Consider the following 15,533-nt stretch of genomic DNA (forward strand, 5'->3'; position numbering starts at 1 on the left):
CAGATCAACAGCTGTGAATCGCACGACCTTGATTAAAACGTAGCAACTCCATCTGCGCCAGACATCGGCTGAAGGCATTGACGGCCACGGGTGCAGCACCTAGATTCCGGAAACATCCAGTTAAAACGTTTGTCGTCCGGAGGACGCATGAGTGGTCCCCCCGCCCTCGCGCTCGCCAACGTCAGCAAGTCGTTCGGCGCCGTGCGGGCCCTGCGCGAGGTGTCGCTGGAACTGTTCGCAGGGGAGGCGCACGCGCTCGCGGGGGAGAACGGCGCCGGCAAGTCCACCCTCGTCAAGACGCTCGCCGGGGTCCACCGCCCGGACAGCGGCCAGGTGCTGCTGAACGGCGAGCCCGTCGTCTTCCACAACCCGGCCGACGCCCAGCGGGCCGGTGTGGCCGTCATCTACCAGGAGCCGACGCTCTTCCCCGACCTGTCCGTGGCCGAGAACATCTTCATGGGCCGCCAGCCCCGCACCTCACTGCGCCGCATCGACCGCCGCGCCATGCGGGCCCGGTCCGCTGAGCTGTTCGCCCGGCTCGGCGTCACCGTCGACCCCGAACAGCCGGCCCGCGGCCTGTCCATCGCCGACCAGCAGCTCGTCGAGATCGCCAAGGCCATCTCCAGGGACGCCCGGGTCCTGATCATGGACGAGCCGACGGCCGCGCTGTCGGGCAACGAGGTGGCCCGGCTGTTCTCGGTGGTGGAGGCGCTGCGCGGGCAGGGGTGCGCCGTCCTGTTCATCTCGCACCGGCTGGACGAGATCTTCTCCCTCTGCCAGCGGGTCACGACCCTGCGCGACGGCGCCTGGATCGCCAGCGAGCCCGTCGGCGGGCTCACCCACGACGACCTCATCCGCCGGATGGTCGGCCGCGAGCTCGGCGCCCTCTATCCCAAGCAGGACACCGAGGCGGGTGCGGTGGCGCTCCGTGTCGAGCGGCTGACCAGGGAGGGCGTCTTCACCGACGTCTCGTTCGAGGTGCGGCGCGGCGAGATCGTCGCGCTCGCCGGCCTGGTCGGGGCCGGCCGCAGCGAGGTGGCCAGGGCGGTCTTCGGCATCGACCGGTGGGACGCCGGAGCCGTGCACGTGGACGGCCGGCCGCTGCCCGCCGCCAGCCCGACCGCCGCCATGGCCGCCGGGCTCGCCCTGGTGCCGGAGGACCGGCGGCAGCAGGGCCTGGTCATGGAGCTGTCCATCGAGCGCAACATCGGCCTGACCGGGCTGCGCTCGCTGCGCCGCGGCCTCACCATCTCCCGCGCCGCCGAACGCGACCGGGCCAGGGACTGGGCGGTCCGGCTCCGGCTGAAGTTCGCCGGTCTCCGCGACGGCGTCGGCGTGCTGTCCGGCGGCAACCAGCAGAAGGTCGTGCTCGCCAAGTGGCTGGCCACCGGCCCGTCGGTGCTCATCGTGGACGAGCCCACCCGCGGCATCGACGTCGGCACCAAGGCCGAGGTGCACCGGCTGCTGTCGGAGCTGGCCGGGCAGGGCATCGCGGTGCTGATGATCTCCTCCGACCTGCCGGAGGTGCTCGGCATGGCCGACCGGGTGCTGGTCATGCACGAGGGCCGGATCGCCGCCGAGATCCCGCGCGCCGAGGCCACCGAGGAGAGCGTCATGTCCGCCGCCACCGGGAGGGCCGCGTGACCGCCACCACCACCCGGCCCGAACCCGCGGCCCGCGACCGCAGCGCCCGCAACCTGGTCGACCTGGTGTTCAGGGCCCGCGAGCTGAGCCTGGTCCTCGCGCTGGCCGCGCTCGTCGGCGGCACCGCCGCCGTCAACCCGAACTTCCTGTCCGGGCAGGGCGTCGAGGACATCCTGCTCAACACCGCGATCCTGGCGCTGCTGGCCGTCGGCCAGTCGATGGTGGTCATCACCCGCAACCTCGACCTGTCCGTCGGCTCCGTGGTCGGGCTGGTCGCGTTCGTGGTGGGCGACGCGCTCGCGAGCGGCTGGGGGGTCGTGCCGGGCGTCGTGCTCGGCGTCGCCATCGGCGCCGCCTGCGGCCTGCTCAACGGGCTGCTGGTCAGCTTCTGCCGGGTGCCGGCCCTGGTCGTGACGCTCGGCACGCTCTACGTCTTCCAGGGCGTGTGCCACTACGTCGCGGCCGGTCGCCAGATCAACGCGGTCAACCTGCCGCCCGCGCTGCTGTCGCTGGGCAACGGGGCCGTGCTCGGCGTGCCGTACCTGCCGCTCATCACCGTGGTGATCATGTTCGCGATTGGCTACTACCTGCGGGCCTACCCGAGCGGGCGGGAGTTCTACGCGATCGGGTCCAGCCCGGAGGCCGCCCGGCTGGCCGGCGTCCCGGTCCGCCGCCGCGTCCTGGCCGCCTACCTGGTCAGCGGCTGCCTGGCCGGGCTCGCCGGAGTGCTCTGGCTGGCCCGCTTCGGCACCGTCGTCGCCGACTCCGCCAACGGCTGGGAACTGCTGGTGATCAGCGCGGTCGTGGTCGGCGGCGTGGCCATCACCGGCGGCGTGGGGAGCGTGTACGGGGCGGCGCTCGGCGCGCTGCTGCTCACCGTGATCGGCGGCGCCCTGGTCGTGCTCCGGGTCAACCCGTTCTGGCAGCAGGCCATCACCGGCGCGCTGCTCCTGATCGCCATCAGCGTCGACCGGGTGCTGGCCCTGCGGGTCGCCCGGCTGCTCAGAAGGAGGAGCCGCCATGGCTAGAGTGCTCCGCTGGGACGTGATCATCGGGCTGCTGCTGGTCGCGGTGTTCGCGGGCGGCGCCCTCGGCTCGCCCTCGTTCGCCACCGCGGGCAACCTGTCGTTCGCGCTCGGCGACCTCGGCGAGATCGCGCTCATCGCGCTCGCCATGACCATGCTCGTGGTGGCCGCCGAGGTCGACCTGTCGGTCGCGTCCGTGCTGGGCCTGTCGAGCGCGCTGGTCGGCGCGCTGTGGGACGGCGGCATGGCGATCGAGACCATCATCCCGCTCGTGGTGCTCACCGGCGCGCTCTGCGGGCTGGTCAACGGGCTGCTCGTCACCCGGCTCGGGCTGCCGTCGCTGGCCGTCACGATCGGCACCCTCGCCCTCTACCGGGGGCTGGCGTACGTGGTGCTCGGCGACAAGGCGGTGGCCCAGTTCCCGCCCCAGTACACGGCGCTGGCCGTGGACGACGTGCCCGGCACGTTCGTCCCGTACCCGGTCGCGCTGTTCGTCCTGCTGGCCGTGGTCGTCGCGGTGGTGCTGCACGCCACCGGCTTCGGCCGGGCGCTGTTCGCGATCGGCGCGCAGGAGCAGGCCGCGTTCTTCAGCGGCATCCGGGTCAAGCGGATCAAGCTGCTGCTGTTCGTGTTCTCCGGCACGGTCGCCGCCTTCGCCGGCGTCGTCTTCACCCTGCGTTACGGGTCCGCGCGCGCCGACAACGGGCTCGGCATCGAGCTGGCGGTGATCGCGGCCGTGCTGCTGGGCGGCGTCGACTTCGACGGCGGCAAGGGCACGCTCGGCGGCGTCATCGCCGGCGTGCTGCTCATCGGGCTGCTGCGCAACCTGCTCATGCTCAACGACGTCTCGACCGAGATCCAGTCGATCGTCACCGGCCTCCTGCTCATCGTCTCGGTGCTCACCCCCCGTCTCATCTCCCTGCTCAGACCGGTCAGATCCGGCACGTCGGCACTGAAAGGAACCCCATGAGACCGATGCGCCTCGCCGCACTCACGGCAGTGCTCGCCCTCGGCGTCGCGGCCTGCGGCGGCACCACCAAGTCGAGCGTCACGTCCGCGCCCGCCCAGCCGCCCGCCTCGTCCGCGGCGGCCGCCGCCGACCCGGACGCGCCGATCAAGCAGGGCCTGAAGCTGGCCTTCCTGCCCAAGCAGATCAACAACCCCTACATGACGATCGTCGCCGAGGCGGGGGCCGAGGCCGCCGGGGAGTTCCAGGGCGAGGCCAAGGAGGTCGGCCCGTCCGACGCGTCCGCGTCCTCGCAGATCTCCTACATCAACACGCTCACCCAGCAGGGCCACGACGCCATCCTCATCTCGGCCAACGACCCCAACGCCGTGTGCGGCCCGCTCCAGCAGGCGAGGGACAAGGGCATCAAGATCGTCTCGTACGACTCGGACGCCGCGCCCGAGTGCCGTGACCTGTTCATCAACCAGGCCGGCTCCGAGGAGGTCGGCCGCAGCCAGGTCCGGCTGCTCGCCGAGATGATCGGCCACAAGGGCGAGATCGCGATCCTGTCGGCCACGGCCAACGCCACGAACCAGAACACCTGGATCGAGTTCATGAAGGACGAGCTGACCAAGGCCGAGTACAAGGACATGGAGCTGGTCAAGGTCGCCTACGGGGACGACGACGACCAGAAGTCGTTCACCGAGACGCAGGGCCTGCTGCAGGCCTACCCCGACCTGAAGGGCATCATCTCGCCCACCACCGTCGGCGTCGCGGCGGCGGCCCGCTACATCTCCGGCTCCAAGTACAAGGGCGAGGTCGTGCTCACCGGCCTCGGCACGCCGAACCAGATGCGCCAGTTCGTCAAGGACGGCACCGTCGAGAAGTTCGCCCTGTGGAACCCGAAGGACCTCGGCTACCTGGCCTCCTACGCGGCCGCCGCGCTGGTGTCCGGCCAGATCACCGGCGCCGAGGGCGAGACGTTCAAGGCGGGCAAGCTCGGCGAGCGGACCATCGGCGCGAAGGGTGAGGTCATCCTCGGCCCGCCGTTCACCTTCGAGGCGTCCAACATCGACGACTTCGACTTCTGACCCTCACGCATCGACACACAGTGCGCGCGCGTCCCGGGACCGGCCCGGGGCGCGCGTGCGCGGGAAGGAGAGATCTGTGGAGCGGGTGTGCTTCCTGCTGAAGGTCCGGCCGGACCGGCTCGACGAGTACCGCGAGCGGCACCGGCACGTGTGGCCGGAGATGCTCGACGCGCTGCGCGGGGCCGGATGGCGCAACTACTCGCTCTTCCTGAGCGACGACGGCCTGCTGGTCGGCTACCTGGAGACCGACGACTTCGAGGCGGCGCAGCGGGCGATGGCGGCCACCGGGGTGAGCACCCGGTGGGAGACCGACATGGCGCCGTTCTTCGAGTCGGGCCGGGCCGACCAGGGCCGGGTCCTGCTCGGAGAAGTCTTCCATCTGGATTGAATCGGGGATATGAGAATGATCAAGGAATCGCTCCGCGCCCAGCGGATCGAGACGCCGTCGTGGGCGTACGGCAACTCCGGCACGCGCTTCAAGGTGTTCGCCCAGCGGGGGGTGCCACGCGACCCGTACGAGAAGATCGCCGACGCCGCCCAGGTGCACGCGTTCACCGGGGTGGCGCCGACGGTGGCGCTGCACATCCCGTGGGACAAGGTCGACGACTACGCCGACCTGGCAAGTCACGCAGCCGGGCTGGGGGTGGGCATCGGCGCGATCAACTCCAACGTGTTCCAGGACGACGACTACAAGCTGGGCAGCGTCACCCACCCGGACCCGAAGGTGCGGGCCAAGGCGCTGGCGCACCTGCTCGAATGCGTGGACATCATGGACGCCACCGGGTCCGACACGCTCAAGCTGTGGTTCTCCGACGGCACCAACTATCCGGGTCAGGACGACATCAGGGCCAGGCAGGACCGGCTGGCCGAGGCGCTGGCCGCCGTCTACCAGCGGCTCGGCGACGACCAGCGGTTCCTGCTGGAGTACAAGCTGTTCGAGCCCGCCTTCTACATGACCGACCTGCCCGACTGGGGCACCGCGTACGCGCACTGCGTGAAGCTCGGCCCGAAGGCGCAGGTCGTGGTCGACACCGGCCACCACGCGCCGGGCACCAACATCGAGTTCATCGTGGCGTTCCTGCTGCGCGAGGGGAAGCTCGGCGGCTTCGACTTCAACTCCCGCTTCTACGCCGACGACGACCTCATGGTGGGCGCCGCCGACCCGTTCCAGCTCTTCCGGATCATGTACGAGGTGATCGGCGGCGGCGGGTTCACCGAGCGGACCGCCTTCATGCTCGACCAGTGCCACAACATCGAGCCGAAGATCGCCGGGCAGATCCGGTCGGTGATGAACGTGCAGGAGGCCACCGCCAAGGCGCTGCTCGTGGACCGGGAGGCGCTGGCCGCGGCCCAGCGGGCCGGTGACGTGCTCGGCGCGAACGCCGTGCTGATGGACGCCTACAACACCGACGTGCGGCCGTTGCTGGCGGAGCTGCGGGAGGAGTCGGGGCTGGCGCCGGACCCGATGGCCGCGTACGCCAAGTCCGGATATTTCGAGAAAATCGCCGCCGACCGGGTGGGCGGCGCCCAGGCCGGGTGGGGCGCCTGATGACCACGCCCGACGAACTCCTGGCCCGCTCCCACCGGCTCGGCGCCGACCCCCGCAACACCAACTACGCCGGCGGCAACACCTCCGCCAAGGGCTCCGCGACCGACCCGGTCACCGGCGGCGACGTCGAGCTCATGTGGGTCAAGGGCTCCGGCGGCGACCTCGGCACGCTCAAGGCCGCCGGCCTCGCCGTGCTCCGCCTGGACCGGGTCCGCGCCCTGGTGGACGTCTACCCGGGCGTCGAGCGCGAGGACGAGATGGTCGCCGCGTTCGACTACTGCCTGCACGGCAGGGGCGGCGCGGCCCCGTCGATCGACACCGCCATGCACGCCCTGGTCGACGCCGCTCACGTGGACCACCTGCACCCCGACTCCGGCATCGCGATCGCCACCGCCGCCGACGGTCCCGAGCTGACCGAGCGGATCTTCGGCGACCGCGTGGTGTGGGTGCCGTGGCGGCGGCCCGGCTTCCAGCTCGGCCTGGACATCGCCGCCATCAAGAAGGACCACCCGCGGGCCATCGGCTGCGTGCTCGGCGGCCACGGCATCACCGCCTGGGGCGCCACCAGCGAGGAGTGCGAGCGCAACTCGCTCGACATCATCCGCACCGCCGAGGCCCACATCGCCGCGCACGGCCGTCCCGACCCGTTCGGGCCGGTGGTCCACGAGCCGCTGCCGGAGGAGGCCAGGCGCCGCCGCGCCGCCGAGCTGTTCCCCGTCGTCCGGGGCCTGGCCGGCACGGACGCCCGGCAGGTCGGCCACTACACCGCCACCCCCGAGGTGCTCGACTTCCTGTCGCGCGCCGAACACCCCCGGCTGGCGGCGCTCGGCACCTCCTGCCCGGACCACTTCCTGCGCACCAAGGTCGCCCCGCTCGTGCTGGACCTGCCGCCGGACGCCCCCCTGGCCGACGCGGTGACCCGGCTGCGCGAGCTGCACGCCCGCTACCGCGACGACTACGCCGCCTACTACCGGCGGCACGCCACCCCGGACTCGCCGCCGATGCGCGGCGCCGACCCGGCCATCGTGCTCGTGCCCGGCGTCGGCATGTTCAGCTTCGGCAAGGACAAGCAGACCGCCCGGGTGGCCGGCGAGTTCTACGTCAACGCGATCAACGTGATGCGCGGCGCGGAGGCGCTGTCCAGCTACCGGCCCATCGACGAGGCGGAGAAGTTCCGCATCGAGTACTGGGAGCTGGAGGAGGCCAAGCTCCGGCGGATGCCGAAGCCCAGGCCGCTGGCCGGGCGGGTCGCCCTGGTGACCGGCGGCGGGTCCGGCATCGGCGCCGCCACCGCCCGCCGGCTGGCCGCCGAGGGCGCCTGCGTGGTGGTCGCCGACCGCGACCTGGCCGCCGCCGAGAAGGTCGCCGCCGAGCTGGGGGCCGCCGCTCACCTGCGGCGGGACGTGGCGATCGCGGCCGGCGTTGACGTGACCTCCGAGGAGCAGGTCCAGGAGGCGATCCGGCAGGCCGTGCTGGCCTTCGGCGGCGTCGACCTCGTCGTCAACAACGCCGGGCTGTCGCTGTCGCGGTCGCTGCTGGAGACCACGCTCGACGACTGGGACCTCCAGCACGACGTGATGGCGCGCGGCTCGTTCCTCGTCTCCCGCGAGACCGCCCGCGTGCTGATCGACCAGGACCTGGGCGGCGACATCGTCTACATCTCCTCCAAGAACAGCGTCTTCGCCGGGCCGAACAACGTCGCCTACGGCGCCGCCAAGGCCGACCAGGCCCACCAGGTACGGCTCCTCGCCGCCGAACTGGGCGCCCACGGCATCCGGGTGAACGGCGTCAACCCCGACGGCGTGGTCCGCGGCTCCGGCATCTTCGCCTCCGGCTGGGGCGCCAACCGGGCGGCCGTGTACGGGGTCGAGGAGGAAAAGCTCGGCGAGTTCTACGCCCAGCGGACGCTGCTGAAGAAGGAGGTGCTGCCGGAGCACGTGGCCGCGGCCGTGTTCGCGCTCACCGGCGGCGACCTGTCGCACACCACCGGCCTGCACGTCCCCGTCGACGCCGGGGTGGCCGCCGCGTTCCTGCGCTGATCCGTACCGGAACCCCGCCCCCGGCAGGACAGCCGGGGGCGGCGTCTTTGTCGGTGCCGTCGGGCATGATCGGCGCCATGCTGGAATGGCTTGACAAGCTCGAGACGCTCGACCGCGCCATGGACGACCTCCACATCACCGCCCACGACGAGCGGGAGCGGATCCGCGCGAAGGCGCACACCGTGCTGGAGGTGGTCCACCGCCACCTGGCGAAGGCGGACCGGGCCACCTGCCGCGAGGCCGCCGTCCGCCTCGCCCGGCTGCGGGCCGACGCATACGGCCGCGAGCTGTCGCTGGCGGTCCACCGCGGCGGGGCGTGGACCCCGGCCGAGATGACCGAGCTGTTCGCCGCCGCCAGGAAGCGCCGGCTCGACCACGGCGACGTCGGCTGGATCAGCCATCTGGCCGGCGAGAGCGCCGCGCTCCCCGCGGAGGCGCGGCACGAGCCGTGGAAGGCGGTCGAGCCGCTGTTCGACGCGATCGAGGAGTGCCCGCTCAGCCCCGACGAGCGCAAGGGCATGCAGCGCGCGCTCGCCCGGGTCAATCCCAGCCCGCTCGCTCTGCCCCTGGGCAGAGATGGCTGGGGCGCGGCCGTACGCGACCATCTGGGCGAGCCGCCCGCCCCGCACCTCGTCGCCCTCGTCGACCACCTGAGCGTGGCCGGCGGCCCGCGCCCGGCCAAGGCGTGGCGCGCCCGCTGCCTGGAGCTGCTGGCGGGCGAGGGCGCCGGCGAGCTGGTCGCGGCCGGTCTGCGCGCCTTCGACGGCGCCCGCTACGAGGGCGGCCGTCACGGGGGCCCGGCCCGCCTCCTCATGACCGACGTCAACACCGACGTCGCCCGCGGCTTCGCCTGGGCCGCGGCCCTGGCCGGGGCCGGCGGCGCGGCGCCCGCCCTCACCCGGCTGGTCCTCGCGGCGGGCGGCCACGGCAGCGGCACGGAGCCCGACCTCAAACTGGCCAGCGGCGTCGTCCACGCGCTGGCCGAGTGCGAGGGCGCCGTCGACGCGCTGCGCCGCCTCCAGCAGGACGTCAGGAGCAGATCCCTGCTCAAGCAGATCGCCGCCGCCCTGGCCACGGCCGCCGCCCGTCACGGCGTCACCGCCGCCCAGCTCGTCGAGCGCGGCGTCCCCGGCCACGGGCTGTCCGCCGACGGCAGCCGCGCCTGGGCCGACGGCGCGTGGACCGTCACCGTCACCGTCGAGGACGCCAGGACCGTGCGCGTCACCGCCCGCGACGCCGGCGGGCGCACCAGGCGGGGCCTGCCCTCCGGGCTCGCCGCCGCCGGCGAGATCAAGGCCCTGGTCAAGGAGGTGCGGCACACCCTGTCGGCCGAGCGTGACCGGCTGGAGGCCCTGTTCGGCGTCGAACGGTCCTGGCCGCCGGGGGAGTGGGCCCGCCTCTACCGCGACCACCCCGTCACCGGCGCCGTCGCCCGCGCCCTCATCTGGCACGACGGCGCCCCGTTCCTGCCCGGCGACCGCGAGCCCGGAGGCGAGGTCACCCTCTGGCACCCCGCCCGCGCCCCGATGGAGGAGATCCGCGCCTGGCGCGAGACCGTCGCCGAGCGGCGGCTGCGCCAGCCGTTCAAGCAGGCCTACCGCGAGGTCTACGCGCTCACCCCGGCCGAGGAGCACGCCGCCTCCTCCGGCAGGTTCGCCGCCCGCCTCGTCGGCCACGACCGCCTCTACGCGCTCGCCAAGCAGCGCGGCTGGCAGCCCGCCTGGCTGCGCCACCACGGCGAGCCGGGCGAGGCGTGGAAGGAGCTGGCCGAGGGCGCGTGGCGGGTCCGGTTCGGCTACGAGCTGACCGGCGACGCCGCGTACGCGACCACCGCCCAGGTCCGCTTCGACCGGCGCGACGGCCGCCAGTGGCGGGAGACGCCCCTGGCCGGGGTGCCGCCGTTGGTCTTCAGCGAGGCCATGCGCGACGTCGACCTGTTCGTGGCCGACCCCGCCCTGGACGGCGACCGCCACGCGCGCTCCGCCGAGGCGTACGAGCTGCCGGCGTCGGCTCGGGTGCGCCGCGACGCGCTGGAGCGCATCCTGCCCGGCACCGCCATCGCCGGCCGGTGCACGCTCACCGACCGCCACCTGGTCGTCCGCGGCGACCTGCGCACCTACAAGATCCACCTGGGCAGTGCGGGCGTCCTCATGGAGCCCGGCGACGTCCCCCTGTCCATCGCCGGCGCACGCAAGCCCGGCGGGCGGATCTTCCTGCCCTTCGAGGAGGACGGCACGCTCGCGCTCATCCTCGGCAAGGCGTTCCTGCTGGCCGCCGACACCGGGATCACGGACGAGAGCGCCAGATCTATTGGGAGCGCTCCCAATCAGGGCTAGGGTGAGGGCGGACCGGTCGCGTGACGACTCTGGAGGAAGACGCCTGATGGCTGCCGTATCCCTGCCCGCGTTCCCCGCCCCGCTGCGCTGGCTGAACGAGCCCGAAGGGTGGCGCGCCGACGGCGACGACACGCTCGTCATCACCGCGGCGGCGGGCACCGACCTGTTCTCCGACCCCGGCGAGCCGAACCGCTACGCCAACGCACCCGCCCTGGTGGGACGGCTCGATGGCGACTTCACCCTCAGCGCCCGGGTCAAGCTCGACCTCCGCTCCACCTTCGACGCGGGCGTCCTGCTGCTGTACGCCGACGGCGACCGGTGGGCCAAGCTCTGCCTCGAACTCTCCCCGCAGGGCACGCCCACCGTCGTCTCGGTGGTCACCCGGGGCGTCTCCGACGACTGCAACTCCGTGCCCATGACCGGCGACGACATCAGGCTCCGCGTCTCCCGCGTCGGCGCCGCCTTCGCCTTCCACGTCGCCGAAGGGGCCGGCCCCTGGGGCCTCATCAGATACTTCGCGCTCGACGGCGACCCCGAGGCCGGCTTCCTCGCCCAGAGCCCCACCGGACAGGGCGCCACGGTCCGCTTCGAGGACATCCGGTACGCGTCCGAACGGCTGACCGATCTGCGCAACGGGGAGTGAACAATCCTCAGAGGTCCCTGTGAAGCCCGCTCCTGGGCCTTTGCGGCGGCCTGCGGCAGGGGGATCGTGGGCCGCATGAGATCAGCGATCCTCAAGACCGCACTCTGCGCGGCGCTCGCGGGCGCGCTCCTGGCCCCGCCCGCCCAGGCGGCCGCCCCGCCCGCCGCCTTCCCGCTGCCGGCGGGGTTCCAGCCGGAGGGCATCGAGATCGGCCCCGGCCCGCACGCCTACTTCGGATCGCGGGCGACCGGCGACATCTACCGCGCCGACCTGCGCACCGGCCAGGGGAAGATCATCAGCAAGGGCCCGGGCACCCAGTCGCTCGGCCTCAAGTCCGACGACCGCGGGCGGCTGTTCGTCGCCGGGGGCAACGCCGGCGACGCACGCGTCATCGACCTGCGCACCGGCGCGGTGATCAGGTCGTACCAGCTCGCCACCGGCACCGCGTTCGTCAACGACGTGCTGCTCTTCCGCGACGCCGCCTGGATCACGGACTCGGCCAACCCGGTGCTCTACAAGCTCCCGCTCGGCCGCCACGGCGGGCTCCCGCGGGAGGCGGTGACCATCCCGCTCACCGGCGCGATCCAGTTCGCCACCGGCACCAACGCCAACGGCATCGCCCCCACGCCGGACCACAGGAACCTGCTCGTCGTGCAGTCCAACACCGGCAAGCTGTTCAAGGCCGACCCGCGCAGCGGCGTCACCACCGAGGTCGACCTCGGCGGCGAGTCGCTCGCCAACGGCGACGGCCTGCTGCTGCGCGGCCGCACCCTGTATGTGGTGCAGAACCGGCTGAACACGGTGGCCGTGGTCCGCATGAGCGCCGACGGCTCGTCGGGACGGGTCGTCGACCGGCTGACCGACGACCGGTTCGACGTGCCGACCACGGTGGCGGCCTTCGGCGGGCGCCTCTACCTGCCGAACGCCCGCTTCACCACCCCACCGGCCCCCGACACCGCCTACGACGTGGTGTCCGTCAATGCCAGGCGCTGACCGTCAGGACGAGGGCCGGATCGAGGCCAGATACTCCTCGAACGGGACGACCTCCTCGGCCTCCGCGCCGCCGGCCCGCTTCCCGTTCCCGTTCCCGTTCACCGGCGGCGCGGCGTGCGGGGCCCGGCGGCCCATGAGGTCGGCCAGCTCCGACGCCGCGCGGGCGATCCGGTCGGACAGCCCGTCGGTGAAGGCGTCGTCGCCGCCGCCCCAGTCCTCGGAGGCCGCGTACACGGCGGTCGGCGTCACCACGGCGCGCAGGTACGCGAAGAGCGGACGCATGGCGTGCTCCAGCACCAGCGAGTGCCGGGGCGTGCCGCCGGTGGCGCCGATCAGGACCGGCTTGCCCGCCAGCGCCTGCGGGTCGATCACGTCGAAGAACGACTTGAACAGCCCGCTGTAGGAGGCGGTGAACACCGGGGTCACGGCGATCAGGCCGTCGGCCCCGGTGACGGCGTCGATCGCCTGCCGCAGCCGGGTGTTCGGGAAGCCGGTGACGAAGTTGTTGGCGATGTCCACCGCCAGGTCGCGCAGCTCGACGACGGTCGTCTCGGCCGCGCCGCCGAGCCGCTCGCCGGCGGCCTGCGCGAGGCGGTCGGCGAGTAGGCGGGTGGAGGACGGCTGGGTCAGCCCGGCCGTCACGACGACGAGCTTCATGCGTTGACCTCCTTGACGTTCTCGGCTTCCCGGGCGGCGACCAGGGAGGCGTGGGTGGGGGCGTCGGGGACGCCGGCCGGGCGGCCGATCGCGAACTCCCTGCGCAGCACCGGCACGACCTCCTCGCCGAGGATGTCGAGCTGCTCCAGCACCGTCTTCAGCGGCAGCCCGGCGTGGTCCATGAGGAACAGCTGCCGCTGGTAGTCGCCGAAATACTCGCGGAACTGGAGCGTACGGTCGATGACCTGCTGCGGGCTGCCGACCGTCAGCGGCGTCTCGGCCATGAAGTCCTCCAGCGACGGCCCGTGGCCGTACACCGGGGCGTTGTCGAAGTACGGGCGGAACTCGCGGATCGCGTCCTGGGAGTTCTTGCGCATGAACACCTGCCCGCCGAGCCCGACGATGGCCTGCTCCGGCGTGCCGTGCCCGTAGTGGGCGTACCGCTGCCGGTAGAGGCTGATCAGCCGGATGAAGTGCTCCTTCGGCCAGAAGATGTTGTTGGCGAAGAACCCGTCGCCGTAGTAGGCGGCCTGCTCGGCGATCTCCGGAGTGCGGATGGAGCCGTGCCACACGAACGGCGGCACCCCGTCCAGCGGGCGCGGCGTCGAGGTGAAGCCCTGCAGCGGGGTCCGGAAGCGGCCTTCCCAGTCGACCACGTCCTCGCGCCACAGCTTGTGCAGCAGCGCGTAGTTCTCGACCGCCAGCGGGATGCCCTGCCGGATGTCCTGCCCAAACCACGGGTAGACCGGCCCGGTGTTGCCGCGCCCCATCATCAGGTCCACCCGGCCGTCGGCCAGGTGCTGCAGCATCGCGTAGTCTTCCGCGATCTTGACCGGGTCGTTCGTGGTGATCAGGGTGGTGGCGGTGGACAGCACCAGCCGCTCGGTCCTGGCGGCGATGTAGCCGAGCATGGTCGTCGGCGAGGACGGCACGAACGGCGGGTTGTGGTGCTCCCCGGTGGCGAACACGTCCAGGCCCACCTCCTCGGCCTTGAGCGCGATCCGCATGATCGCCTTGATGCGCTCGCCCTCGGTGGGGGTCCGCCCCGTGGTCGGATCCGTGGTCACGTCGCCGACGCTGAAGATCCCAAACTGCATTTTAGTCACCCACCTGTACTGTTGAAGTTTCAACAGCTATGTAAGCGTCCGGGCATACCGCGTTATTCCAGGGTGTCACAGAGCGTTGATCGCGGCCGCGTCGAGAACCCGGACGGGCGCACCGTGCGCGGCCACCGCGATCATAGCCCGCCCGATCTGCTCCGTCGTGGTCACCGACGACGGGAACACCCGCCGCAGGATCGGATAGAACGGCGCCGCCACCACGTACGCCAGCCGGTAGAGCCGGGTCCTGGACGTGGCCCCGTGCAGCGGCTGGATGTATCCGGGGCGGAACACGAAAACCTCCAGCGGCAGCGCCGGCAGCGCGTTCTCCGTCTCGCCCTTCACCCTGGCCCACATCGTGCGGCTCCGGGCGTCGGCGCCGATCCCCGACACGTACACGAACGTCGAGCCCGGGCTGAGGCCGGCCAGCGTGCCCGCCACCGACAGCGTGAAGTCGTACGTGACGCGCCGGTACTCCCGCTCGCCCATCCCCGCCGAGGACACCCCCAGGCAGTAGAAGCAGGCGTCGTACCCGGCCAGCTCGCCCGCGACGGGCGCCAGGTCGAGCAGGTCGGCGTGCCGGATCTCGCGGAGCTTGGGATGCGCGAGCCCGGTGAGGGAGCGGCCGACGGTCAGCACCGCCTCCACCCGGTCGTCGGCCAGGCACTCGCGCAGCACGCCCTGCCCGAGCATGCCGGTGGCGCCGAACACGACGACCCTCATGACCGCAGCCTAACCCCCCAGGTCGGCGGCCGCCTCGCGCAGCCTGCGGCGGACCCACGGCGGGATGTCCAGCCCTCGCGTCGAGATCGCGAGGGCCCAGCGCGGGTCCGCGGTCGCCCCCGGCACCGCGACGCCGGCGCACGCCACCTCCTCGCGGAACTGCCCGTGCTCCTCCACCACCTGGTCCTCGCGCATCCCGCCCAGCTCCGCCTCCAGCTCCTCCGGCCGGACCGGCGTCGCGGGCGTGAACCGCCGCATCCCGGTCTCGGCGAGCAGCGCCCGCCGCGCCTCCCGGGGGAGCGTCAGCATCAGCGCCTTGCCGAGCGCCGTCGCGTGCGGCGCCGCCTCCAGCCCCGTCTGCAGATCCTCCAGGTACGGCGACGCCGGCCCTTCCGCCACCCCCGCGACCACCAGCCGGCTGTCGGCCAGCCGCGCCAGATAGGCGGTGTGCCCGGTGGTCGCCGCCAGGTGGGTGAGCACCGCCCACGCCTCCGGAGGCCGGCGGAAGGCGTCCAGCATGTCGTGGAAGCGCTCGGCCACCTGAGGCCCGAGCAGGTAGTCCCCGGTGGGCCGCCGATGCAGGTAACCCTCGTAACAGAGCGTGCGCACCAGATGGTAGGACGTCGACAGATTCAGCCCGCACCGGCGCGCGATCACCTTGACCGTCAGCGGCCGGTCGGACTGGGAGACCTCCTCCAGCACGCGCAGCGCGCGGGACACGCTACGGATGAGATCACTGGGTTCCTCGCCTTTCATCGTGTACCTCCGAGGAGACCCCCGCCTTCAG

At 72.5% G+C, this 15,533-nt stretch carries 14 protein-coding genes; 10 read left to right on the forward strand and 4 right to left on the reverse strand.

Translation table 11 applies throughout. From position 1 onward, the window contains the following. The first annotated feature begins 147 nt into the window (after window positions 1-147). From FR742_RS10370 to FR742_RS10415, 10 genes are all read left to right on the forward strand, one after another. Entirely contained in the window at window positions 148-1,644 is a 1,497-nt protein-coding gene (locus FR742_RS10370; protein WP_148030751.1) for a sugar ABC transporter ATP-binding protein, read from the forward strand. Continuing rightward, a complete protein-coding gene (locus FR742_RS10375) occupies window positions 1,641-2,672 on the forward strand; it encodes an ABC transporter permease (protein WP_148030752.1) in 1,032 nt (343 codons plus the stop codon). Before FR742_RS10370 ends, FR742_RS10375 begins: the two co-directional genes overlap by 4 nt. Then, window positions 2,665-3,639 carry an ABC transporter permease gene (locus tag FR742_RS10380; RefSeq protein WP_148030753.1) on the forward strand — a complete coding sequence of 325 codons (975 nt, stop codon included), beginning with the start codon at window positions 2,665-2,667 and terminating at the stop codon, window positions 3,637-3,639. The genes FR742_RS10375 and FR742_RS10380 overlap by 8 nt, the downstream gene beginning before the upstream one ends. Next, window positions 3,636-4,706 (forward strand): rhamnose ABC transporter substrate-binding protein, encoded by a 1,071-nt coding sequence (rhaS, locus tag FR742_RS10385; protein ID WP_148030754.1) that lies wholly within the window; start codon window positions 3,636-3,638, stop codon window positions 4,704-4,706. Before FR742_RS10380 ends, rhaS begins: the two co-directional genes overlap by 4 nt. Before the next feature lie 76 nt (window positions 4,707-4,782). Continuing rightward, a complete protein-coding gene (locus FR742_RS10390) occupies window positions 4,783-5,094 on the forward strand; it encodes an L-rhamnose mutarotase (protein WP_148030755.1) in 312 nt (103 codons plus the stop codon). 9 nt (window positions 5,095-5,103) lie between these two features. After that, on the forward strand, window positions 5,104-6,255 hold the full coding sequence (gene rhaI / locus FR742_RS10395; RefSeq protein ID WP_219548202.1) for an L-rhamnose isomerase: 1,152 nt from the start codon (window positions 5,104-5,106) through the stop codon (window positions 6,253-6,255). After that, complete coding sequence (locus FR742_RS10400) at window positions 6,255-8,294, forward strand: bifunctional aldolase/short-chain dehydrogenase (protein ID WP_148030757.1); 2,040 nt, start codon at window positions 6,255-6,257, stop codon at window positions 8,292-8,294. The genes rhaI and FR742_RS10400 overlap by 1 nt, the downstream gene beginning before the upstream one ends. A 77-nt stretch (window positions 8,295-8,371) precedes the next feature. Continuing rightward, window positions 8,372-10,630, forward strand: a complete 2,259-nt coding sequence (locus FR742_RS10405) for a DUF4132 domain-containing protein (protein WP_148030758.1) — start codon at window positions 8,372-8,374, stop codon at window positions 10,628-10,630. A 46-nt stretch (window positions 10,631-10,676) separates the two neighbouring features. Further along, the gene (locus tag FR742_RS10410) at window positions 10,677-11,273 is read left to right on the forward strand and encodes a DUF1349 domain-containing protein (RefSeq protein WP_148030759.1); all 597 of its coding nucleotides are present in this window, start codon (window positions 10,677-10,679) and stop codon (window positions 11,271-11,273) included. A 75-nt stretch (window positions 11,274-11,348) separates the two neighbouring features. After that, a complete protein-coding gene (locus FR742_RS10415; RefSeq protein ID WP_148030760.1) occupies window positions 11,349-12,266 on the forward strand; it encodes a superoxide dismutase in 918 nt (305 codons plus the stop codon). 3 nt (window positions 12,267-12,269) lie between these two features. Here the strand turns inward: FR742_RS10415 and FR742_RS10420 are convergent, their stop codons facing one another. The 4 genes from FR742_RS10420 to FR742_RS10435 all read right to left on the reverse strand — a co-directional run bounded on the left by FR742_RS10420 (window position 12,270) and on the right by FR742_RS10435 (window position 15,466). Next, entirely contained in the window at window positions 12,270-12,923 is a 654-nt protein-coding gene (locus FR742_RS10420) for an FMN reductase (protein ID WP_148030761.1), read from the reverse strand. Then, a complete protein-coding gene (locus tag FR742_RS10425; RefSeq protein WP_148030762.1) occupies window positions 12,920-14,020 on the reverse strand; it encodes an LLM class flavin-dependent oxidoreductase in 1,101 nt (366 codons plus the stop codon). Before FR742_RS10425 ends, FR742_RS10420 begins: the two co-directional genes overlap by 4 nt. A 75-nt stretch (window positions 14,021-14,095) precedes the next feature. Continuing rightward, window positions 14,096-14,746: an epimerase gene (locus tag FR742_RS10430; RefSeq protein WP_148030763.1), complete on the reverse strand. Its 651-nt coding sequence runs from the start codon at window positions 14,744-14,746 to the stop codon at window positions 14,096-14,098. 9 nt (window positions 14,747-14,755) lie between these two features. Then, window positions 14,756-15,466, reverse strand: a complete 711-nt coding sequence (locus FR742_RS10435) for an IclR family transcriptional regulator (RefSeq protein WP_187281077.1) — start codon at window positions 15,464-15,466, stop codon at window positions 14,756-14,758. Window positions 15,467-15,533 lie beyond the last annotated feature (67 nt).

The organism is Nonomuraea sp. C10, assembly GCF_008017515.1.
GTDB classification, from domain to species: domain Bacteria; phylum Actinomycetota; class Actinomycetes; order Streptosporangiales; family Streptosporangiaceae; genus Nonomuraea; species Nonomuraea ferruginea.